Here is a 23,129-nt window from a genome sequence, read left to right as displayed (position 1 = left end):
GAGCCCTTGTTCATGTTCGACCTTCAGTCCGCCTCTTTCACGATTCCGGGCAAGACGCTGCTGGCCCCCACCAGCCTAACCTTCGACGCGGGCCGCGTGCATGGCTTGATCGGCCACAATGGCTCGGGCAAGTCCACCCTGCTCAAGCTGATGGCGCAGCAGCAACCGGTCAGCGCAGGACGCATCCTGTTCAACGGCCAGCCCCTTGAAAGCTGGGGGCGCCGTGCCTTCGCCAGGGAGGTGGCCTACCTCCCCCAGCACCTGCCTGGGGCCGAAAACCTGACCTGCCGCGAGCTTATCGCCTTTGGCCGCTACCCCTGGAAGGGACTGCTTGGGCGTTCGCGCCGAGACGACCAGGAACACGTCAGCAGGGCCATGGCACTGACCCACACCGAGGCCTTTGCCGAGCGCCTGGTGGACACCCTGTCCGGGGGCGAGCGTACTCGCGTGTGGCTCGCCATGCTGCTGGCCCAGGGCAGCCGTCTGCTGCTGCTCGATGAGCCATTGGCAGCCCTGGATATCGCTCACCAGGTGGAGGTGATGACCCTGGTGAAGAAGCTCAGCCGTGAGCTCGACCTGGGCGTGGTAATCGTGCTTCACGACATCAATATGGCCTCACGCTTCTGTGACCGCCTGGTGGCCCTGCACAGCGGCCAGGTCATCGCCGAGGGAAGCCCGGAGACACTGATGACCGGAGACGTCCTTGAGGATATCTACGGCATCCCGATGCAGGTCATGCCCCACCCCAGTGGCGAGCACGCCGTGGCCCTGGTGCAATGATGCTCCGTCGGCTTCCACTGCCAGCCCGCCCGCTTTTTCGACGATTGCCGCGACCCTTGCGTTCATGCTGGCTGACAGCACTGGCGCTGGGCGTGTTGTCACTGTCCGCCAGTTGCCTGGCCTCACCACGCATCGCGAGCCTCGACTGGACCCTGGCAGAAACGCTGGTCGCCCTGGAGGCACCGCCCATGGCACTGGCCCAGACCGATGACTATGAAAGCTGGGTGGGGCTCGAGGCACCCGCGCAGAGTGTCGATATTGGCCTGCGCACCCAGCCCAACCTGGAATTGCTGGCCGACCTGAACCCGGACGCGATCGTCATCTCTCCCATGTTTGCGAATCTGGCACCGCGACTGTCGGCCATTGCCGAGGTGAAGCAATTCTCGATGTACAGCGGGGACGGTGACTTCTGGAACGAAGCACTGACCCTGACCCGCGAACTGGGCGAACTGGTCGGCCGCCAGGCGGAGGCCGAGCGCCTTATTGCCAGCAGCGAGGCGCATATCGCGCAGATTGCCGATCGCCTGCCCGAAGACACGCGCCCGCTGCTGCTGATCCAGTTCATGGATGAGCGTCACGTGCGCCTGTTTGGTGACCACAGCCTGTATCAGGCCGTGATCGAGCGGATGGGCCTGACCAATGCCTGGACCGGCACCACCAATGTCTGGGGCTTCAGCTTGATCGGCATCGAACAGCTGGCCAACTACCCCCAGGCGCGGATCGTGGTGGTCGAACCTTATGTTGCGGGAGTGCGCGAGGCGCTGGCCGACAGCGGGCTATGGCGCCATCTGGGCAGCGTCAAACGAAACGACGTCGTGACCTTGCCACCGGTGTGGAGCTTTGGTGCCTTGCCTTCTGCCAACCGCTTCGCCAGCAAGCTGGGTGAGGCTCTGGGTGCAGACAGTCCCGCTCCCCCCACGACAACGACGCGCTCCGCCCAGCGCGAAACGACGATGCTCCTCCCCTCCTCCCGTGATAGCGAGACCCTTCATGCAGGCCGTTGACACCCGCAGCTGGCGATCACACCGACTGAGTGCAACCGCCGCGGTGCTAGTCGCCCTTTGCCTGCTGGCAGCGTGGCAGTCCCTTGAAGGCCTGGGTGGCGCAAGCTCTGCCCTGGCCGCACTGTCCTCGCTTGACGTGACCACCCCCTCGTCACTGGTACTGCACTACAGCTGGTGGCCACGACTGGCCATTGCCCTGACCGCCGGCGCAGCCCTGGGCTTGGCTGGAGTGTTGATGCAGCAGGTGCTACGCAATCCCCTGGCAGCACCCACCACCCTGGGCGTCGCCAGTGGGGCCAACCTGGCCCTGATGATCGCCACCCTGGTCGCGCCGGGCCTGCTCGCCCTTGGACGGGAGTGGGTCGCCCTGTCCGGCGGTGCCCTGGCCATGGGCCTGGTATTTGCGCTGGGCTGGCGGCGCGGCCTGTCGCCTGGCGTGGTGGTGCTCGGTGGTCTGGTAGTGAATCTGTACTTCGGCGCCCTGGCCATCGTGCTGCTGCTGTTTAACCAGGAGGCGCTCAAGGGGGTGCTGGTATGGGGTGCAGGATCATTGGCCCAGAATGGCTGGGACGGGGTGTTCTACCTGCTGCCTCGCGTGCTGGTCGCTGGCGCCCTGGCCATCTGGCTGATTCGCCCGCTGGCACTGCTCGAGCTCGATGATGCCAGCGCCAAGAGCCTCGGCGTGTCACTCAAGTGGCTGCGCCTGGGCGGCCTCGGCCTGGCGGTCTTCCTGACAGGCTGCGTGGTGGCCACTGTCGGCATCATCGGTTTTATCGGTCTGGCGGCCCCCAACATCGCACGTATGGCCGGTGCCCGACGGCTGCCGGCGCGGGTGGGCTGGTCGATGCTGTTTGGCGCGCTGCTGCTGACCGTCACCGACCTGGTGCTGCAAGGCGGCATCGACGCACTGCCGACACTGCTTCCCACAGGGGCTACCACGGCGATGCTGGGTGCTCCTCTGCTGTTGTGGCTGATCCCCCGGCTCAAGCTGACGCCCCGTCGGCCACCACCGGCATCGGCTCCCCTGGTGCTGCGAACCTCGACGCCTGTCCCGCTGCTGGCAGGACTCGCAGCGGCACTGGTGATCGCCATGCTGGTCGGCATACTCGCCGGGCAAACCAGCACGGGCTGGTCACTGAGCACAGAGGTCCAGGTACTCGACTGGCGCTGGCCACGGATCATGGCGGCCGCTGGCAGCGGCGCCCTGCTGGCCATCGCTGGTACCCTGATCCAGCGCGTCACCGCCAACCCGATGGCAAGCCCCGAACTGCTGGGCATCAGTGGTGGCACCGCCATCGCGCTGATTATCACCATCTTTGTGGTGCCCGGACCCAGCCACTTGCTGCTGCTGGGAACCGGCACCCTGGGGGCGCTGGTGACACTGGCGCTGCTGGTTACACTCAACCGCGCCAGCGGCTTCCAGCCCGAGCGCCTGCTGCTCAGCGGCGTGGCCATTACGGCGCTGTTCGACGCGGTGCGCTCCATCATCATGGTGGGAGGCGACCCCCGCGGGCAACAGGTCATGGCCTGGCTGTCTGGCTCGACCTACTATGTCGACCCGACCTCGGCGCTGGTGGTGCTGATGGCCGGTGCGGCCGTCGCCCTGGCTGCCCAGCTACTGGCCCGCTGGCTGGATATCCTGCCGCTGGGAAGCGCCACCTCCAAGGCCCTTGGCATCCATGTGGAGAATGCTCGCCTGGGATTGTTGGCAACGGTGGCGGTGCTGACTGCCGCGGCCACGCTGATCGTCGGGCCACTGTCCTTCGTCGGCCTGCTGGCTCCTCATATGGCGCGGCTGATGGGGTTCTCTCGCGCTCGCCTGCATCTGGCCGGTGCGGCGCTGATCGGCGCCCTGCTGATGGTGCTGGCCGACTGGGTCGGGCGGCAGCTGCTGTTCCCCCAGGAGATACCTGCCGGTCTGGTGGCCTCGATTCTTGGCGGCAGCTATTTCATGTGGGGGCTGAAGAGACTGTAAGGCTCGGGCATGATGGTCGACCAAGCCGACACTTCCTCCTGGGGTGCCCGACATGCCCGACCAGCCCTGCAACAGCTTGCCCCTGCTCGCGCCCAGCAAGGCACGCCTGGCGCTGGGGGGCAGCTGTTACTGGTGCCTGGAGGCGGTCTATCAGTCGCTCAAGGGCGTCGACGCCGTTCACCAGGGCTGGGTCGCCGCCGAGCCCCCTGACAGTGACTTTCATGAAGCGGTGGTGGTGGACTACGACCCCTCGCGGCTACCCATGGACGTGCTGATCGAGATTCACCTGCACACCCACCACGCCACCTCTGGCCATGCCCTGCGCCAGCGCTACCGCTCAGCGGTCTATGTCCAGAACCAGGTTCACGCCCAGCTGGCCCGCCAGGTGCTGACCCAGCTGCAGGATGACTTCGATTCCCCCCTGGTGACCCAGGTGCTGCCTCTGGCCGCCTTTCGCGATTCCAAGCTGGCCTATCACGACTACTTCTACAGCGATCCCTCGCGGCCCTTCTGCGAGCGCTGGATCACCCCCAAGCTGAAGCTCTTGCTGGACCGCTTTAGCGAGGTCGCAGACGGCGAGCGACTGGCCCAGGCAGGGGTCAACAAGGCGCCGCTACCTTCACAGCGTTGTTCTTGAGACGCCAAGGCAGCTTCGCCATGACGTCCTCCCGGCAGACACACAAACGCCCGACCGGCAGAGCCTGGTCGGGCGTTCTCACTTAGACTACGAGCCGTGGTCAGAAACGGTAGGTGAGGCTACTGATGACACTGCGGGACTCGCCGTAGTAGCACCAATACTCGCAGGACGCGACATACTTTTCATCTGTCAGGTTCGACACGTTGATCTGGGCGCGCCAGTGTTCATCAAAATCGTAACGTCCCATAGCGTCGAACACCGTGTAATCGGTAACATTGACGTCACCGTCGACCGATTCCCCCACATGGCGGATGCCGCCACCCAACGCGAGCCCATCCAGACGTCCGCCGAAAAAGCTGTAATCTAGCCAAGCTGACGCCTGATGGCGAGGTATGAGAGAGGCGCGATCATCATTCTCATCGCGTGCATCGGTATAGGTGTACGCCGCCGTAAGCTGCAGGTTATCCGTCAAGTAACCAACACCTTCGAGCTCGAGACCCTTGGACTCTCGCTCGCCCTTTTGGATCGGCGTACCTGTCGGCCCTGATACCAGGCTATTGCTTTCCTCAAGATCGAAATAAGCGGCCGACACATAGCCATCCCAGCCTGGAGGCGCATACTTCACTCCGAACTCCCACTGCTCGCCTTCCAGGGGTTCGTACAAGGAACCACCGTCATCGGTTCGAGCCAGCGGCTGGAAAGACTCAGCGTAGCTTAGGTATGGATTGAGGCCGATGTCGCTAAGATACATGACTCCGCCAGACCAGGTAACCTCACTGTCATCGGAGCGCTGCGTTGCTTCACCGCGAACAGAGTTATCCGTCTCAGCATCGTCGTAACGCACCGCCCCCAGCAGCACCCAGCGATCATCGATACGCAGCTGGTCCTGCACGTAGATGCCCAACTGGTCCTTGTCAATGTCGCGGTCGATGGCCTGATCGCTGGTTGGAGGCGTAAAGTTGCCATACTCGGGCGAGAACAGGTCGATGGAATCGCCAAAGGGGAGGACGTCAATTTCCTCTCCTTCAAGACTGAGGTCCTGATAGTCGACCCCCATCAGCAATGTGTTTTCCGTGCGTTCGGTAAACCAGTTCCCCACGACCCTGTTGTCGACAGTAAAGCTGTCGATCTCGCCGTCCCGTTGCAGGTGACCGCGCACCCCTGTAGTGGGTGAGTCTGGGTAGAACATGTACGTGCTGCGCAAGTCGAGATCGAGCTCGCTATAGCGGAGGTCTTGCTCGAAACGCCAAGTGTCATTAAAGGCATGACGAAATTCATATCCCAACGACATCTGGGTATGCTCATCCTTGTCGTAGCCCGGCTCGCCATAGTTGGTGTCCCGGTCAATCTTCCCGAACGGCGTGTCATAGACCGTTCCATACGGAGTCTTGAAGGGATTCGTCGGAATTCCGTCATCCTTCTGAAAGCTGGTTAACACTGTAAGCTGGGTATCCTCCGACAGATCCCATGCCAGACTCGGCGCGATGTAGTACCGGTCGTTGTAGGTATCGTCCAGGTCCCCATCCCGCTCCTTGTATAGACCAACAAACCGATAGCGCACATCGCCGGACTCAGTTACTGGGCCAGAGCTATCGAAAGCAATCTGCCGATGGTCGCGGTTGCCAACTTGGACCTGAATCTCCCCCTGCGGTTCTGCAGTAGGACGCTTGCTGACCGCGTTGATCAGGCCGCCAGGAGGCGCTTCACCGTAGAGGATCGATGCAGGTCCCTTGAAAACTTCAATCCGCTCCAGCCCGTAGGGCTCAGGCAGCCACTGATAAAAGCCCTCACGGTAAATCCTGAGACCATCCTGATACGTAGCTTGATCGAAACCACGTACCTTGAACCAGTCGGTGTTGTTGTCCGAACCATAGTGACCAGAAAGCACCCCGGCGCGATACCGGAAGGCTTCGTCAATCTGCTGGACATTACGCTCTTCGAGCTCTTCTCTATCAACGCTGGAGAGTGAACGCGGGGTCTCGAGCAGAGGTGTATCGACTTTTAGAGCCGTGGCTGTTACCACCATATCGTTCTGCTGTACGAGGTTCTCAGGTTCCTGTGCCATCGCCAGCGAGGCCATCGGAACCCACCCGACGATCAGGGGCACGGTGGCATAGTGAACCGCCCGTGCAAGCGGGTGACGGGATAGTGAGTGGTGCTGGGGGAGCATGGAGAACCTCGGAGGCAGCGTCAGAGCGAACGACCAAGCAGGAACGCCAATGGGAATCCTGCTCAAGAAAACAACAACATCTACATGCTAATTGTTTTCATTTAATCTCGCAATTTATCCTCCACGAGCAGTCAACGCTTCTCCACCAAATGCGGGTTACGGTCAACGATCGGCATATCGCTACGACCCAACCCGCCAAGATCTCCTCCTCCAAGCCGCTCGCCCAGCCACTCTCCGGGCAGCTCTCCCAGCCCCCCGTACCATCACGGTACGCGCCAGTCAGGGCGAGCTTGCTTAGTTCCTAGCTTGGCTGGGCTTGGATTGGACTAGATGAGCTTGGCCCACTGAGCGCCTTAGCTGACCAGCCTTCACTGTCGGACCGGTGAGTACGCTAATGTTGTTCAAGCCGCCCCACGGCATCACGACTGGCGGCCTCGCGATTTTCCCCGGTGAGTTCGATCAACTGTCCGGCGCGCATTTCCAGCAGTCGATCAGCGTGCTGAAAATAGTGATCGTCATGGCTGATGGCGAAAACCGTCTTGCCCATGCTCCGCAGCTTGGGTAGCAACTCTTGATAGAACACACGCCGGAACTGCGGATCCTGATCCGCCGCCCACTCGTCGAGTAGCAGAATGTCGCGCTCCTCCGCCACCGCCATCAGCAGTGCAAGGCGTTTGCGCTGTCCCTGAGACAGCTCTGGATTGGTCACCCTTTGCCCATCGAAGTGCAGTTTGTCCCGCATCTTGAGCACATCGAGCCAGCGTTCCATCAGTACCGGGTCAGGCGAGGCCCCGTCGGGTCCGACCAGGGTGTCAAACTGATGAAAGTCGGTATACACCGCGGAAAAGCGCTGGCGAAACCCTTCTCGATCGCTGTCATTCAACACCTTGCCATCGAGCGTCATGCTGCCCTCGTGAGGGCGATACAGTCCGGTCAACAGCTTTGCCAGCGTGGATTTGCCGCTGCCGTTGCCACCGATCAAAAACACCAGCTCACCTCGCTTAAGCGATAGATCGAGGGGGCCGACCACGAATCCACCAGAGTCCCCTGCAGAGGTATGCGACGATGAATAGCGGAAGCTGACGCCCTCCAGCCGTAGCTCTTGCCATGCTCCGCTCACCGCCGCTCGACGGCCAAATTCCTGACGGGGCTCAGCCAGATCCAGCCCACGAATCTTGTCGAAGGCAACCTGAGCGCTCAGCAGCGTGGGCAAGGCGCCCACCGCTGAGATCAGGGGAGTGCGCAGGAACAACAGGGTCAGCGAAAAGGTGGCCGCGACTTCGGTAGACGCCCAGCCCAGCCCGTTGGCCAGATAGAACACCACACCGATGGCGCCCAACATCATGATATTGGACACATTAACGGCACTGAGGTGATAGGTATCGGCGCGGATGATGTGATGGCGATAGCGCCGGGCATCGCGGTCGTAGGTGTCTTCAAAGAGTGCCTGGGCTCGGTCACGATTGAGCGCCAGCTCCTTGCGACCATCAATGACCGCCTGATAATCGCGGTACAGCGCGTCCTCGGTCTCGCGCACCTGGGACAGGTGGCGATACACGCGTCTGACCAACCAGGCTCCGGCTGCCATGGTCGCCCCGACCCAAAGGCTGGTCACGATCAACAGCCCTGGCGACAACCAGCCGAGGTAAAGCGCTGAGCCTAGCGTCAATACAATGCCTTGAACCAGCTCGGGAAGACGCACGAAAGCGATCGTGATATTGCGCACATCGCTGGACAAGCTGGCCAACAATTCGGCACTGCCTAGACGTTCCAGGCGCTCGATATCGGTGTCCAGAATCTGCTTGACCAGACGCGAGCGAAGCCCATAGACGAAGTGATGTCCCAGCGTGGTCAGCGCCAGTTGCGAAGCCAGCGTCACGGCCAGCAGCGCCACCACAATACCCAGGAACTGGGGCAGAATACTGCCGACGTCTCCCGACACTTCGATCAGGCGGCGGTTGATGAAGGCGATCGCTCCAATCCCCAGGGCCGCGCTGACAAGGCTCAGAAGCATCACCCCGACAAAGGGCCAACGATAGTAGCGGTAGACGACACTTAATAGTTCCAATGACTCACGCCTCTCAGGGGGAATTTAGCTCGCTGAATGCTGCTCTGCGCCGCAGGACTTCTCCACGCTCACAGCCCACCACAGGGCGCAGCATCTTTGGCAACGTGCGACCAGGTCCATGGCTGTCGGCGTGTCGCGGCTGGCTTGTGACGAATGGCTTGTCATGGCTGGCTTGTCACGGCTGGCTTGCACCACAAGGGCGTGCATTGTCCCAGAGCGAACCGGCGACGCAAGGGAAACACTGCAAAAATGCCTGTGCCGCCGATTCGCAGCGTTACGCGCGGCTTAACCGCCGTGCCATTTCCGCATGGCTTCGGGCTATACGCTTCCCTGAACCTGTCATGAAGCAGCAACACGGGCTTACATATTTCTTTCACAACGCGCCCTTGAAATCTTGTACACAACCTCCACAATAGATATCACAGCGTCGCGATGAGCATCCTTGCGTCGCTGCAAGCAAGACAGGTTGCTGCACTGGAACACGCCGCAACCGAGAGGATCGCAAGAACCACTCGCCAGAAGGAGAAAAGGAATGATCCGCAAGAATCTGCTGACTACCGCTATCGCAAGCACTGTCTTCGCCGGCTCCATGGCCGTGGGCACTACCGCCCTTGCCGATCATCACAACGAGGGCGCGAATCAGGCCGCACACAGCGAGCCGCAAGGCCTCTACTCCGCTGAAGAGCTGCTCGATGCCGATGTCTTTGCCAAAGGCTCAAGCCAGGACGAAGTGGGCGAAGTCGAGGACATCCTGCTCGACAATGACATGAAAATCCGCGCCATCGTGGTGGAAGCAGGTGACCTGCTCGACCTGGGTGAAAACCAGTACGTGGTCGAGACCGGCGACTTTACAGTTCAGACCACCAACGGCGACAGCCTGGACAACATCGAATACTCCGTTCACCTGAACATCACCCAGGATGAAATCTCCGCACAGCCTGAGTACACCAACACCTGGTGGAATCAGACCAAGACCAACGTGCAACAGGCTTGGATGGACACCAAGGAAGGCGCTCAGAGTGCCTGGCAGACCACCAAGTCCGCCACTGCCAACGCCCTGACCAGCGCCGGTAATGCCATCGAAAACGCTGGCGACAATGCCGAAGACGCTGCACAAGATGCCGCCAATTAATGGGGTAGCTTGAACGTCACAGGCTAGCGTCCTTTGACGCCATCGCACACCCGGTCATCGACCGGGTGTGTTGCGTTTTAGGCCCACACTATAGGTCTAACGTCCCTGGGCTCAGAATCGCGTCAGCCCTGCTCGGACCGCCTCAAGCCCGCCAGCAGCGGCTTGCCCGTCAGCGGATCTTCCACCAATGAACAGTCAACGTCGTAGAGCTGCCTGACCAGGGCCGGTGTCACCACCTCCTGCGGCTTTCCCTCCGCGACCAGCTTACCGTCCCGCATCGCCACCAGATGGTCGGCATAACGGCATGCGCTGGTCAGGTCGTGCACCACCATGATAATGGTGCGACCCTTGAGCACCAGCCGATGCAATAGCTCGAAGACCTCCAGCTGGTGGCCAAGATCCAGCGCCGACGTCGGCTCGTCCAGCAGAATAATGGGCGTCTGCTGGGCGATGGTCATGGCAATCCACGCTCGTTGGCGCTGTCCTCCGGAGAGCGTCTCCAGACCACGCTCGGCAAGCGTCTGTAGTCCCGCGCTGGCGATGGCCTGGGCGACCACGGCCTGATCTTCCTCACTCCACTGGCGATACCAGGACTGGTGAGGCTGGCGACCGAAGCGGATCAGATCATTGACGCTAAGCCCCTCGGGGGCGGAGGCCTCCTGGGGCAGCAAGGCAATGCGGCGCGCCAGGTCTCTTGCACTCAGGCGCTTGAGCTCCTGGCCTTGCAGCCAGACCTTGCCCTGGGTCGGCGTGTGCAGCCGTGAAAGTCCCGCCAGCAGCGTCGACTTGCCGCAGCCATTGGGCCCCACGATGGCCGTGAGCTGGCCTTGAGGAATGGTCAGGTTCAAGCCGTCGATGACGCGCAGGCGGCCATGGCTGAGCACCAGGTCTTCCACCACGTAGGGGGCGGGTTCTGGGGCCATCGGCCGAGGCTGTTGCGGTGACGATGATGGGAGTGACATCAAGACTCTCTCAACTATCTAAATTTTCTAAATAGGCTCTAGACGTGCGCCCAACCATGGGCAACCACTCAACCGAAGCCTCATCAGCGGCGCACCAGAATCCAGATCAGCCAGGGGCCACCGACCACCGCGGTGACGATACCCACGGGCAGCTCAAGCGGAGACAGCAACAGCCGTCCCACCAGATCGGCCACCACCATGACCATGGCCCCGGCGAGCCCCGCCCCGAGCAGCGGTACCTGACGGTTGCCGCAGAGGTGGCGCGCGACTTCAGGGCCCAGCAGCCCCACCATGCCCACCGGCCCTGCCACTGATACGGCCAAGGCAGTCAGCGCCACCGAGACCACCAGCACCTGGGCCCGGCGTCGCTTGAGCGGTGCCCCCAGGCCGGTGGCCACGGCATCGGAAAAGCGCATCAATGCCAGTGACCGCGACAGCCACAGCGCCAGCGGCACCAGCACGAGCAGCCCAACACCCAACACCTGCACGGCGCCGGCAGGACGCGCGTTCAGCGTACCTACGGTCCAGGGGTAGGCTGCATTGGCCACATCGATGGCCGCCCGCGACAGCATCAATTGGGTCACTGCCCCAAAGATGGCACCGACCCCTATCCCAGCCACGATAAAGCGATAGCCACGGGCGCCCCCACCCGCGGCCAGGCCAAAGGTCAGCACAGCGGCAGTCGCCGCCCCGGCCAGCGCCATGGCGGAAGGCGCCAGGCTGAGCCCCATGCCCAGCACCGAGGCCACCGCAAAGGCGGTGGCGCCGTTATCGATGCCAATGATGCCCGGCGTCGCCAGCCGATTGCGCGCCAAGGTCTGCATCAGGCAGCCGGCAAGCCCAAAGGCCAGGCCAGTGGACAGCGCCGCCAGCAGGCGAGGAAGGCGAAGCTGCTCGACCACGAAGGTATCAAGGGGCCCCGCCTGGTTGAGCATGACGTCCCACAGGGTCTGTGGAGGCAGGTGCTGCTCGCCGAGACACAGGTAGGCAAGGCTCGCCAGTCCTAGCGCAGCCAACAGTAACAGCACCCCTGACCAGTGGCGCCGGTCGAGCAGCAGGCTGATCCCGCGATAGCGCCATAGCCACATGCCCTGAGGCAGCGGGCCGCGATGTTCGGCGCTCTCCGGGAGCGTGGCGGGGCTATTTGAGGGAGTATGCGAAGGGCTATGTGAGGGGCTATGCGAAGGGCTATTCGAAGGGCTATGTGAGGAACAAGAAGGCATCGACATCATTACAGACTCGGCAGGCGACGGGCGCGCACAACGCTGATCAGTACCGGTGCCCCGCACAGGGCGGTCAGTACTCCCAGCGGCATTTCAGAGGGTGCCACCAGCCGTCTGGAGACGACATCGGCGGTCAGCACCAGCAGTGGTCCCAGCGGCAGGCACAGCCATAGCGTGCGACGCAGCTCAGGCCCGGCGATGGCGCGGGCGACAAAGGGAACCACCAGCCCCACGAACGCTATGGGGCCGGCCACGGCGGTGGCTCCGCCCACCAGTACCGCGACGATCAGCACCGCCATCAGACGCAGCCTGCCGGGGTGATGCCCAAGCCCAGCGCTGGCGCGCTCGCCCAGGGCCAGACTGGCCATGGGTCGCACTACCACGATCAGTGCCAGTCCCGCGATCGCCATGCTCGGCAGCACCGCCAGCAAGTCCTCCAGCTGACGTCCTGACAGGCTGCCGACCACCCAGAAGCGAATCTCGTCAGCGGCGCGGCGATCGGTCAGCAGAATAAGTGACGTCAGGGCCCCCAGCAGGCCCGAGAATGCCGCCCCCGCCAGCACCAGACGAATCGGATCACTGCCCAAGCCACGGATCCGACTGACGCCCAGCACGCACAGGCAACCGGCCAGCGCCCCCAGTTGCGCCACACCGATGCGCAGCTGAAGCAGGCTGCCTCCCGCCAGCAACATCAGCGCCACGGCAAAGGCGGCCCCCGCGCTGACGCCGAGCAAGCCAGGTTCAGCCAGCGGATTGCGGGTCATGGACTGCAGCAGGGTGCCAGACACGCCGAGGGCAATGCCCACTACCAGGCCCACCAGGGTGCGCGGCAGTCGCAGCTGCCAGACAACGAAGGACGCCTCTTCCCCCCCCTGCCCCATCAGCACTTGCAGAGAGTCGACCACACCGAGCTCACCCGCACCCACGGCAAGGCTCGCCATGACGGCGAGCCCAAGCAACACAAAGAGGGCCACCAATGGCCCTCCTGGAACATGTCGAAGTGACGTCACGGTGCGGCAGTGACCTCCAGTGCCCTCTCGATGTCATCGAGCACAGCCTGGGCGGCGATGGGACCATTGGCACTGGTCCACAGCTGACCGTTCACCGCCACGACGCGATCGTTCTCGACCACCGACAGCCGGGCAAACGCATCGCTTTGGCGAGCCTGGGCCAGTGCTTCCTGTCCCTTCTCGTCGAGCGTGGCAAGGAACAGCCAGTCACCGTCGACGCGCGACAGAGACTCAAGGCTCAGCGGGTCGCTATGCGGACGGTTGTCAGGCACCAGGCCATCGTCCTGAACGTCCAGGCCAGCGGCCTCGAGCAAGCCGGTGGAAAACAGCCGAGTCGACATCACCAGCGGCCCCTGGGGCATCCAGCGAATCAGGAAAGCGCTGTCACCCGCGCTGCGTTCGGCGACCTGATCAGCCAATGAGGCGGCGCGGGTTTCCACTGCCTCAATGGCAGCGTCCACCTGGTCCTGATGCCCCAGTGCGGCGCCAAACAGGCGGGCCTCATCCTTCCAGGCATTGGCATCGAAGCCCTGGGTAGTGGGCACGATCGTCGGCGCCAGCTGGGACAGCAGCGCGTAACTCTCGTCGGACAGACGCGAGGAGGCCAGAATCAGGTCAGGCTCGAGCCCGACCACCGCCTCGACATTGACCTCGCCGGAGGTACCGACGATCTGAATATCGGGAACGTCATCGCGCAGATAGTCCGCCACATCCTCGGCGGCACGCGTCGCCACGGCGCCCAGCGGCGTTACCCCGGCAGCCAGAGAAGCGTCCAACGCCCCCTCGTATAGCGTGACGACACGCGTCGGCTGCCCGTTAACCGTGACCTCCCCGTGGGCGGTCTCGAGCACACGGCTGTCTTGCTGGGCACTGGCACTGACAGGCGCCAACAGGGCAACAGCGGCCAGGCCGATCGCTGCCACCACCCCGGCGGATGTTTTACGGGACATTGCTCGCATCTTCTCTATTCCTTGTCGCACGCCTCTCCTCGGTGACATGCCGAGGAGGGGCGATGTGGAACGATATAGTAATCAATCTCAGTTGCAGTTGCTTGCCCAACCTCCTCGCCCATATCGGAACGCTGCGTTCGACGGAGCGGGACGCTGACGCTCTTCCCTTAGAAGTCGACGTTCAAGCCGAGCCAGACGCGGCGCCCATCTTCGACGTAGCCGTACTCGTCGTAGTCGATGTCTTCATCAAAGAGGTTGTAGATGCCGACGTTGACGCGAGCGGCGTCGGTCAGCTGATAGCCGATGCCGGTGTCCACGAAGGTGTAGTCCGGCGCCACGATGGCACTCTGCGACGGTCCGGTGGTGGGCTGACTTTCGTCGCCGCGATAGGTCACGCGTGTCCACTGGGACAGACGGTCGCTCACCTCCCAGTCGAGGTTGGCGGAGAACTCATGCTCGGGCAGCTGGGTCAGGGGCTCGCCTTCGTACTCGCCGCTCTTCTGTTCGGAGTCGGTGTAGGTGTAGCTGGCGGACAGCTCCAACGACTGGCCGATGGGGGTCGACAGCGACAGCTCGACGCCCTGCGTTTCGGCTTCATCGACATTGACTCTGTAGGTCGGGTTGCTGCCGAACTGGTTGGGGCCATCCGTGCAGATATCTACCGGACAGGCGATCCGGGTGATCTTGTCGTCAAAGTCGTTGTGGAACACGGTGGCGCTGGCAGACAGACCGCTGGCATTGTTGTACAGAAGCCCCAGTTCCTTGTTGACCGACGTTTCCGGCTCGAGATCCGGGTTGCCGTAGATGTTGCCGCCGCGGCTGACCTGGCCCCAGCCAGGGGTGATCTCGCGCAGATCCGGTGCCCGGTAGCCGGTGGAAACACCGCCCTTCAGCGTCCAGTCGGAGGTCATGTGCCAGACGCTGTACAAGCGAGGGCTGACTTCAGAGCCGTAGTTCTCGTCGTGATCCATACGCACCCCGCCGGTCAGCGACCAGTCGTCGAGGAGCATCCATTCGTCTTCGGCAAACAGGGCCCACTGACTGTTGCGCACATTGGTCAGATCGGAAATCTGGTTCGAGGTCTGGTCGTCCAGCTCTTCCTCTTCGAAGCTGGCGCCGACGGTGACAATATGCGCGCCCAGTGGCATGACCAGGCTTGACTTGGCGTTGGTGTTGGTGATCTCCATCTCGCGAGTCTTGTTGCGGGCTTCTTCGCGCTGGACGTAGGTCTCTGTGGTACCGAAGGAGAAGCGACCGGTATGGGTCAGTGCCACGTATTCCTGGGTGAACTCGTCAAAGCTGTCTTCACAGCCACCACGGCAGCCGTCCGGGTCGACGCTGTTGCCCAGCAAGGCTTCGCGATCCTGCTCGGTACGGCTGGCCTCGAGCGCCAGATCATGATTGTCGGAGGGCGTCAGCGACAGCCTCGCGGTCAAGCTCTGGACCTGCTTGTCTTCGTAGCCATTGATGATGTTGTCTTCATCCCGCTGGGTGGCACGTCCGTACACCGTCAGCCCGAGCAGTCCCTCGGACAGCGGCCCAGAGGCATAGAAGTTGGCTTGCCGGCTGTCGCCAGAATCGCTGTCCTGCTGCAGGATGGTGTCCAGCTGCAGGTTGCCGTGCCATTCATCGGCCACCTTGCGGGTGATCACGTTGATGACACCGCCGATGGCGTCGGAACCGTAAAGGGTCGCCATCGGGCCACGCACCACCTCGATACGCTCGATCGCCTGCAGCGGCGGCAGCCAATCCTGCTCGAAGCCGGCGCTGCCATTGGGACGGGTCTCGCGGGTGCTGACACGACGGCCGTCGATCAGCAACAGGGTGTACTTGGCGGGCATGCCGCGCATGCTGATGTCATAGCCATTGTCGCCACCGCCACCGCCGGTCACGATGACCCCCGGAACGTCGCGCAGCGCATCGGTCACGTCCTGGTAATAGCGTTTTTCCAGGTCTTCCCGGGTCACCACGCTGATCGAGGCCGGCGCATCGGCCACGCTTTGATCGAAGCCGGCGGCTGTCACCACCACGTCATCCAGGGCAACATCATCAGCGGCCATCACTGGCAAGGCCGTGCACACAGAGGCTCCCGCCAGCCCGACGGCAAGGCGGCGAATGCTGATCGACAGAGGATGACGCGGCAGGGGGTGAGACAACATCGTTTTTTGCTCCGAGTGAGGTGGCAATCCACCTGGTGGCTCTTGCTCTGGCTTCGGCCCGCTGGGTCGTGGGTCTAAAGACGAAGCCTTTATGAATGTGAATATTTATCATTTAGATTCTTCCATCAAAGTTTCATAATTGCTGCAAAACACCGCGTTGCACCCTTCGCAACAGGCGATCCGCCACAGGTCGTCCGCAACAGGCCATTCGCGATCGGGATCTGTGGCTCGAACGTCGAGAGAGACACGCGAGGGTCCCGTTCTTGCCTCGGCGACGCTGCGCCGCAGCCCTAGAGAATGATTTTCATCCGCGTCAGCGCATGGCATACTGCAAGGCCTCTTCCTCTTCTTCAGCACGCCTGCGTGATGTGATGCCTGACCTCGACGAACTGCTAGCCTTCAACCGTGTCATGGAGACCGGAAGCCTGACCCAGAGTGCGATTCAGCTGGGCCTGGCCAAGTCGACCCTGAGCCGGCGGATCAGTCAGCTGGAGGCACGTCTAGGCCAGCCATTGCTCAAGCGACAGGCCAATCAGCTGTTGCCCACAGAAGCAGGACAGCGCTACTACGTCATCAGTCGCGAGATACTGAAGCTGGCCGATCAGGGACAGCGCACCCTCGACAGCCTGCGCGAAGACGTCAGTGGCGAGCTCCATGTCGAGGCACACCGCACCCTTACCCGTAGCTGGCTGGGTGGTGTGATGGAGACCTTTCTCGAGAAACATCCCGCCGTGCGTCTGACCCTGAGCACGGGGGAAGTGGCTGCCAGGGACCCCGACTTCCAGGGTGTATGCGTCTGGCTTGGCCAGGTAGAGGACGGCAACCTGCGCCAGGAGCGCCTTGGCGCTCTGGAGCGTGGCATCTATGCCCATCCCGACTACCTCGCCCACCACGGCGAGCCTGAATCCCCGGATGCCCTGGCCCACCACGCCTGGATTGACCTGATGGGGGAAAGCCAGAACGGCATCACCCTGACTCACCGCCAGGGCGGTCAGGTGCATTTTCAGCCGCCGGCCTCTCGTTTTCGGGTCGATCAGTCCATGCTGCATGTAGATGCCATTGCGCGCGGCCGGGGCATTGGCGTGTTGCCGGTGTGGATGGTTGAAGCCCGGGAGCGTCACCACCCTGGGGAACTGGTGCGCTGCCTTGATCACTGGTCGCTGACGCCCCTGCCGGTGACACTGCTATATGGCTTCGGTCATCAGCCGCGCAAGGTCACTGCCCTGCTGGATCACCTGCGTGATGCGGTGCCTACCGACTGGATCGGCCAGCGCCAGGAGCCACTTGCGCGCCGCCAAGCCGCTGGCTGATCCAAGGCCTCTGCCGTCGCGAGCTTGCTCCCCATAGGCCACCTCCCGCAGGTCAGCTCCTCCTCCACATCAACAGCCTGTACCTCACTACCAACGTCAGGCGCAAAGACGCGACATGGGACGGCAGGGCTGCCGTCAACGTCCGTTGTTTGCTAACCTTTCTCTGGCTTACTCGCTCTGGCTTACTCGATTCACGTAACGCATCCGGCACTTGGTTTGCCCAGGAGACATTCCATGGCGCTCAAGGAAGTCGCCCTGGGCGGCATCTACTTCAGTCCCCTGCTGGTCTACGCGATCCTCGGCCTGCTCATGGCCGCGACACTGCGCTGGCTGCTGCATCGCTGGCTGGGTAGCTCCCGCTACTGGCACGAGGCGTGGCTGGATACCTCATTGTTCGTCATCTGCACCGCTGCCTTCGCCTGGCTCGGTGCCCTTACCCCTGGAGCCACCTGAATGCGCAAGTCGCTACGTGCGCTGATCACCTTGATCGTGGTCGCCGTCGCCATCGCCTGCGGACTATGGCTCTGGCATTACTACCTTTATACGCCCTGGACACGGGACGCCCGTATCGGCGCCGAGATCATCACCATTGCACCCGATGTCTCCGGCCGAGTCACTGAGCTGGCCGTGGACGACAACGTTCGCGTGGACGCTGGACAGACGCTCTTTCGTATCGACCAGGCGCGCTATCAAGCGGCCTTCGACAAGGCCTCTGCCATCGTCGCCCAGCGCGAGGCGGAACTGGCGCTGCGTGAACATGAAGCGTCTCGTCGTGCGCAACTGAGCCGCCAGGCCATCAGTGCCGAAAACCAGGAGAGCGCCAATCGCAACCGGGATGTGGCCGCCGCCACCCTGGACCAGGCCCGCAGCGACCTGGCAAGCGCGCGTCTCGATCTGGAGCGCACCGACGTCACCGCCCCGGCGGCAGGGCATGTGCTGAACCTGCAGCTTGCCCAAGGCAACTACGTCACCCGTGGAACCGCCGTCATGGCCCTGGTGGTCGAAGGGTCCTACTATGTGACCGCCTACTTCGAAGAGACCAAACGCCCAGCGTTTGCGGTCGGGGATCCCGCCACGGTGATTCTGATGAGCGGAGATATCGAGCTGGCTGGCCACGTCGAGAGCATCGGCCGCGGGATTGCCGACGACAACACGGCGCCCAACAACCAGCTGCTGCCCCAGGTCGAGCCGACCTTCAGCTGGGTACGCCTGGCACAACGCATTCCCGTGCGTATTGCCCTGGATGAGCTACCCGAAGGGCTTGAACTGAGCGCAGGCATGACCGCTACGGTACGCGTCCAGCAAGAGTCGCGCTGATGCCGTTCTCTGTGTGGTGGCACGCCTATCTGACGCCGCCGGCCAGCGCGGTCAAGTTTGCCATCAAGGCGACGCTGGCCATGTTGCTGGCTCTGTATATCGCGCTCTGGTGCGACCTCGACCGCCCCTACTGGGCACTGATCTCCGCCGCCTTTCTGCAGATTCGACCCATGAGCGGCATGGTCCTTGAAAAAGGTATCAGTCAGCTCAGCGGCACCCTCATCGGCTGCGTCGCCGGCATCGCCATCATGGCTGCCTTTGTTCAGGCCCCCACGCCAGCCCTGGTGTGCCTGACGCTGTGGATTTCCGTATGTGCCTACGCTGCCTCGTTGACCCGCAACAACGCGTCCTACGGCTGCATCATGGCGGCAGTCACCGCCATGTTGATCGTGATCATCACCGCCAGTGCCCCCGGGGGGCTGTTCGCGATTGCCGTTGCACGCCTGTCGGAACTGGCCCTGGGCGCCATTTGCGCCACCCTGGTCAGTGCCCTGTTGTGGCCGATCCAGGTACGCGACCACCTGGCCGATCTGGCTGACCAGGTGGTCAATCATGCCTTTCTCCATGGTGCCCTGCGCCTCAACAACAGCGACGACATCGGCGCCTTGCAGTCCACCCTGACCGCCACCCTGACCCCACTGACCCAGCTTGAGACCGACAGTCAGGCGGCACGTTATGAAGGCCCGGAGGGCAGTGGACGTATTCGCGCCAGCCATGTGCTGACACGTCGCACCTCACGCCTGCTGGCCATCCTGCATGCCCTGCAGCAGCTGCTGCGCTACCACGGCGATCGCCTTCCCGCCGAGACCCGCCAGCTGGCCCGGGACATGGCGGAAGGTCTGCGTCTTAGTGCCGAGGGTCAAGGTGTGAGCCAGGCCCGTGAGCGCCTGCTGCAACTTCGCCACCGCGCCCTCAAGTGCGTCGAGCGCGGCATCGACAAAGGCGGTCCTTGTCGCGGCGCTGTTGATGGCACGTCTCTCAACACGTCTGACAGCACGTCTGGCGTCACTTCCAGCCCCCCTTCCGGACCTGCTGGTGAGCATCTCGATCCGGCCACGACCGGGGACCGTGACGGCGCCGAGGACCTGCTACAGCTACGTCTCAACATGGGCATGCGCGAAGCCCTGGGCCATGCGCTGGTCATCCTCGATGCGCGTGAGGCCATTCATACCCCTGGCAAACGCCGACTGAAGGCACCCGCCCTGGCGTGGCACAGGGACCACCTGGCAGCAGCCCTGAATGGCCTGAGGGCAGGACTGGTGTTCGCCCTGCTGGCGACCTTCTGGCGCTACACCGCCTGGGACAATGGCCAGGTCGCGATGCTGGTCGGCACCCTGTTCTCGGCGTTCTTCGCCACTCGCGACAACCCTGCCATGGTCGCCGCGACCTTCCTCAAGGGCATGCTGGCGGCCATACCGAGTGCCTTCCTGTTCGGACACGTGCTGCTGGCCCAGGCCAACGACATCGTGACCCTGGCGCTGGTCTTCATGCCTCCACTGTTCGTCGGGCTGCTCGGTGCCGCCAATCCGCGGCTGATGGGATACTGCCTGGCCTTCACCATCGGCAACATCCTGTTGACCATGCCCGGCAATGGCATGGATCTCACGTTCGATGGTTTTCTCAACCGCGCCATTGCACTGGTGATCGGCCTCTCCACCGTGGTCACGGCGTTTCGCCTGTTGCCGGGCCTCCCCCTGGCGGTGCGCAAGCGCCGCCTGGTGAAAGCAACGGTCAGCGACCTGCATCGCCTATGGCAAAGACCGCCTCACCAGGCAGAAACGCGCTTTGGTGGTACCATGGCCGACCGCCTGCTGAGTCTCGCCCGGCATGACGATGCGCTCCCGGAACAGCGGCGCTATCTGCTATCGCTGGGGCTGGTCGGCCTGGACCTGGGCTACGCCAGCCTGCACCTGAGGCGCCGCCTCGGCGAACAGGCAACCCCGATACGACAGGCGCTCGACCGCTTTGCCGCAGCCTTGGCAGACGACTACGGCGCCAGTGCCCGGGGCGAGCCACCCGAACATATGCGTGCTACCGGCGAGCAGCTGCTCGAGGCACTGGAACAGCACGGCAATGATCCCGTGGAACAACGCCTGACCGCGGGCTTGATCGAAAGACTGACCATGTCGCTTGAACGCCAGGCCGAGCGCTCGCGCCTGGCGCGTGAGCGCTGACCTCCCCAACCTCCAGGAGATTGCGCTTCCATGTTTGCCGAACTCTTTGCGGTAATGGCCCCGGTCATCACCGGAGCAGGCCTCGGGTTCTTCTGGATTCGACGCGGCTTCGACTACCCGGTGGCCTTCGTGACCAAGCTGGTGTTCAACATCGGCACCCCGTCGCTGGTCATCGCCTCTCTGGCCGGCGCCGACATCGATGCGTCGAGCTTTGGCCGAACGATGCTGGCGGCCGCGCTGGTGCTGTGCGCCATGGCCGCCCTGACCTTCCTGCTGGCCGTCATCCTGCGTCGGGACTGGCGCGTGCTGCTGGCGCCCACCATGTACCCAAATACCGGCAACATGGGGTTGCCGGTCGTGCTCTACGCCTTTGGCCAGGCAGGCTTTGCCTTCGGCATCACCGTGATGGTCACGGTCTCGCTGTTCCAATTCACCCTGGGCACGATGCTGGCCAGCCGTGGCAATCCCTTCAAGTCATTGATCAAGACCCCAACCGTCTACGCCATCCTGATCTCGATGGCCTTGCTGTTCACGGACACCCAGCTGCCGCTGTGGCTGCAGAACAGCGTTGACCTTATCTCTGGCTTCACCGTGCCATTGATGCTGATCACCCTGGGGGTATCCCTGGCCAGTATTCAGGTCAGAAGCCTGCGTTCAGGGGTCTGGTTCAGCCTGCTGCGGATTCCGATGGCGGCCGGGGTGGCCTGGGGTGTGGGTACCTGGCTATCGCTGCCCCCCACCGCCCTTGCCATTCTGGTCGTGCAGATGAGCATGCCGGTAGCAGTGTTCAACTACCTGTTTGCCCAGAAGTCCCAACGCGAACCCGCCTACGTGGCCAGCCTGGTGTTCTGCTCCACCCTGCTATCCTTGATCTATCTGCCGGCACTGCTGGCATTGCTGTTGTAGCGTCTGTCGAGACAGCGATGCTGTCGGAGCCAGGCATCTTGATCAACGGGAGACTGCATGATCCGCCGCCTTATCCTGACTCTGTCATTGACCGCCACGGCCCCATCCGCCTGGTCGGAACCGCCGCCGACCGAAGTGCCCGGGCTCTACCATCCGGTGGCACTGGAAGTGATCACGGACGCGCTGGATACCCCCTGGTCGCTGACGTTCCTGCCGGATGGACGCCTGCTGGTCGGCGAGCAGCACGGCTCGCTCGCCCTGATCGACGACGGCCAGATCGACACGTTGACGGGGCTGCCCGAGGTGTCGACCCAGGGACAAGGCGGACTCTTCGACCTGGCCCTGCACCCGGACTATGGCGACGGCGTCCACGACTGGCTCTACTTTGCCTGGGCGCGTCCCGCCCAGACTGACGACTCCCAGGATCAAGACGCCGAGGGCGATGCCACCGCTGTGTCTCGCGTGTGGTGGGACGGTGAAAGGCTCGGCCGCGTCGAGCCGGTATTCGTGCAGAACCGATTTTCTCGACCTGGACGTCACTACGGGGGCAGGCTGCTGTTCGATCACCAGGGTCTGCTATGGCTGAGCATCGGCGACCGTGGCGATGGCGAGCGGGCACAAGATGCGCGAGACCATGCCGGCAGCCTGTTGCGCATGACGGCGGAGGGCGCGCCAGCCACTGACAACCCCGCTATCGAAGGCGCGGCAGCGGAACTCTACTCCCTCGGTCATCGCAACCCCCAGGGGCTGGCCCTGACCGCCGATGGTCGCCTGTGGGCCACCGAACATGGTCCTCGTGGCGGTGATGAGCTCAACCTCATCCAGCCTGGCGAGAACTATGGCTGGCCGGACGTCACCCGTGGCCGCGACTACGCCACCAACCTGCCACTGGGCGTGGACAGCGCACCGGGCAAGCGCGACCCGCTGCACGTGTTCGAAGGGCGCTTCGCGCCTTCGGGCCTGGCCGTGGTGAGCGGCAATGAGTTTGCGGACTGGCAAGGTGACCTGCTGGCCGGAGGCCTTCGCAGCGAACGCCTGGTGAGACTGCGTTTCGACGCCGATCAGTTGATCGAAAGAGAGGTCATTCTCGACGGCGAAGTGGGACGAATACGCGACGTCAGGGTGGGTCCCGAAGGGGCCGTCTACCTGTTGACCGACGCCAACCCGGGGCGCCTGATCCGACTCTCACGGGCTCGCTGAGGCCCCTGCCACGGGCCCACAGCCCGTCGCGAAAAGCCACAAAACTTCCTCGCTCCCATGCCTAAACGGCATGGGTGGCGATAGCTCTCATGCACAACCCCTTGCCCTGCGCGAGATTGCTTTCAAGCACTCCTCGCCCCCATGCTTAATTT

The 23,129-nt window shown here is 63.0% G+C and carries 18 protein-coding genes; 11 read left to right on the top strand and 7 right to left on the bottom strand.

Annotated features, from left to right (window positions below):
- The first annotated feature begins 12 nt into the window (after positions 1–12).
- The 4 genes from KUV86_RS03385 to KUV86_RS03370 are packed head-to-tail and all read left to right on the top strand — an operon-like array spanning position 13 to position 4,396.
- Positions 13–780, top strand: coding sequence for an ATP-binding cassette domain-containing protein (locus KUV86_RS03385; RefSeq protein WP_206939628.1), 768 nt, complete (start codon positions 13–15; stop codon positions 778–780).
- A gap of 56 nt (positions 781–836) precedes the next feature.
- The gene (locus tag KUV86_RS03380) at positions 837–1,784 is read left to right on the top strand and encodes an iron-siderophore ABC transporter substrate-binding protein (protein ID WP_261397526.1); all 948 of its coding nucleotides are present in this window, start codon (positions 837–839) and stop codon (positions 1,782–1,784) included.
- The gene (fhuB, locus tag KUV86_RS03375) at positions 1,771–3,759 is read left to right on the top strand and encodes a Fe(3+)-hydroxamate ABC transporter permease FhuB (protein WP_222483546.1); all 1,989 of its coding nucleotides are present in this window, start codon (positions 1,771–1,773) and stop codon (positions 3,757–3,759) included. Before KUV86_RS03380 ends, fhuB begins: the two co-directional genes overlap by 14 nt.
- A 52-nt stretch (positions 3,760–3,811) precedes the next feature.
- The gene (locus KUV86_RS03370) at positions 3,812–4,396 is read left to right on the top strand and encodes a peptide-methionine (S)-S-oxide reductase (protein ID WP_222483545.1); all 585 of its coding nucleotides are present in this window, start codon (positions 3,812–3,814) and stop codon (positions 4,394–4,396) included.
- A 100-nt stretch (positions 4,397–4,496) separates the two neighbouring features.
- Here KUV86_RS03370 and KUV86_RS03365 read toward each other — a convergent pair whose 3' ends face one another.
- Together KUV86_RS03365 and KUV86_RS03360 are read right to left on the bottom strand one after the other, a co-directional pair.
- Positions 4,497–6,476: a TonB-dependent siderophore receptor gene (locus KUV86_RS03365; RefSeq protein ID WP_224908097.1), complete on the bottom strand. Its 1,980-nt coding sequence runs from the start codon at positions 6,474–6,476 to the stop codon at positions 4,497–4,499.
- Positions 6,477–6,957: 481 nt separating this feature from the next.
- Positions 6,958–8,634: a multidrug ABC transporter permease/ATP-binding protein gene (locus tag KUV86_RS03360; protein ID WP_222483543.1), complete on the bottom strand. Its 1,677-nt coding sequence runs from the start codon at positions 8,632–8,634 to the stop codon at positions 6,958–6,960.
- A gap of 532 nt (positions 8,635–9,166) precedes the next feature.
- Here KUV86_RS03360 and KUV86_RS03355 point away from each other — a divergent pair.
- Entirely contained in the window at positions 9,167–9,766 is a 600-nt protein-coding gene (locus KUV86_RS03355; protein WP_206939655.1) for a PRC-barrel domain containing protein, read from the top strand.
- 122 nt (positions 9,767–9,888) lie between these two features.
- On the opposite strand, the gene KUV86_RS03350 is transcribed toward KUV86_RS03355, so the two are convergent.
- From KUV86_RS03350 to KUV86_RS03330, 5 genes are all read right to left on the bottom strand, one after another.
- Positions 9,889–10,689 (bottom strand): ABC transporter ATP-binding protein, encoded by an 801-nt coding sequence (locus tag KUV86_RS03350; protein WP_206939657.1) that lies wholly within the window; start codon positions 10,687–10,689, stop codon positions 9,889–9,891.
- 122 nt (positions 10,690–10,811) lie between these two features.
- Positions 10,812–11,816 carry a FecCD family ABC transporter permease gene (locus KUV86_RS03345; RefSeq protein WP_222483542.1) on the bottom strand — a complete coding sequence of 335 codons (1,005 nt, stop codon included), beginning with the start codon at positions 11,814–11,816 and terminating at the stop codon, positions 10,812–10,814.
- A 143-nt stretch (positions 11,817–11,959) separates the two neighbouring features.
- A complete protein-coding gene (locus tag KUV86_RS03340) occupies positions 11,960–12,928 on the bottom strand; it encodes a FecCD family ABC transporter permease (RefSeq protein WP_261395945.1) in 969 nt (322 codons plus the stop codon).
- A gap of 29 nt (positions 12,929–12,957) precedes the next feature.
- Entirely contained in the window at positions 12,958–13,911 is a 954-nt protein-coding gene (locus KUV86_RS03335) for an iron-siderophore ABC transporter substrate-binding protein (RefSeq protein ID WP_222483541.1), read from the bottom strand.
- Positions 13,912–14,078: 167 nt separating this feature from the next.
- Complete coding sequence (locus KUV86_RS03330) at positions 14,079–16,070, bottom strand: ligand-gated channel protein (RefSeq protein ID WP_222483540.1); 1,992 nt, start codon at positions 16,068–16,070, stop codon at positions 14,079–14,081.
- A 320-nt stretch (positions 16,071–16,390) separates the two neighbouring features.
- Between KUV86_RS03330 and KUV86_RS03325 the strand changes: the two genes are divergently transcribed.
- The 6 genes from KUV86_RS03325 to KUV86_RS03300 all read left to right on the top strand — a co-directional run bounded on the left by KUV86_RS03325 (position 16,391) and on the right by KUV86_RS03300 (position 22,977).
- Positions 16,391–17,380, top strand: a complete 990-nt coding sequence (locus KUV86_RS03325; protein ID WP_224908092.1) for a LysR family transcriptional regulator — start codon at positions 16,391–16,393, stop codon at positions 17,378–17,380.
- Between the two features lie 234 nt (positions 17,381–17,614).
- The gene (locus KUV86_RS03320; protein WP_222161764.1) at positions 17,615–17,833 is read left to right on the top strand and encodes a DUF1656 domain-containing protein; all 219 of its coding nucleotides are present in this window, start codon (positions 17,615–17,617) and stop codon (positions 17,831–17,833) included.
- Positions 17,834–18,697, top strand: a complete 864-nt coding sequence (locus tag KUV86_RS03315; protein ID WP_206939672.1) for an efflux RND transporter periplasmic adaptor subunit — start codon at positions 17,834–17,836, stop codon at positions 18,695–18,697.
- Positions 18,697–20,871 carry an FUSC family protein gene (locus tag KUV86_RS03310; protein ID WP_222483539.1) on the top strand — a complete coding sequence of 725 codons (2,175 nt, stop codon included), beginning with the start codon at positions 18,697–18,699 and terminating at the stop codon, positions 20,869–20,871. The genes KUV86_RS03315 and KUV86_RS03310 overlap by 1 nt, the downstream gene beginning before the upstream one ends.
- A 30-nt stretch (positions 20,872–20,901) precedes the next feature.
- The gene (locus tag KUV86_RS03305; protein ID WP_206939676.1) at positions 20,902–21,777 is read left to right on the top strand and encodes an AEC family transporter; all 876 of its coding nucleotides are present in this window, start codon (positions 20,902–20,904) and stop codon (positions 21,775–21,777) included.
- Positions 21,778–21,834: 57 nt separating this feature from the next.
- Entirely contained in the window at positions 21,835–22,977 is a 1,143-nt protein-coding gene (locus KUV86_RS03300) for a PQQ-dependent sugar dehydrogenase (RefSeq protein ID WP_222483538.1), read from the top strand.
- Positions 22,978–23,129: the final 152 nt, after the last annotated feature.

This window comes from Halomonas sp. DP8Y7-3 (assembly GCF_019801675.1).
In the GTDB taxonomy this organism is placed as follows: domain Bacteria; phylum Pseudomonadota; class Gammaproteobacteria; order Pseudomonadales; family Halomonadaceae; genus Halomonas; species Halomonas litopenaei_A.
The sequence above is the reverse complement of the archived record's forward strand: the minus strand, read 5'-3'. Positions and strand labels throughout refer to the sequence as shown.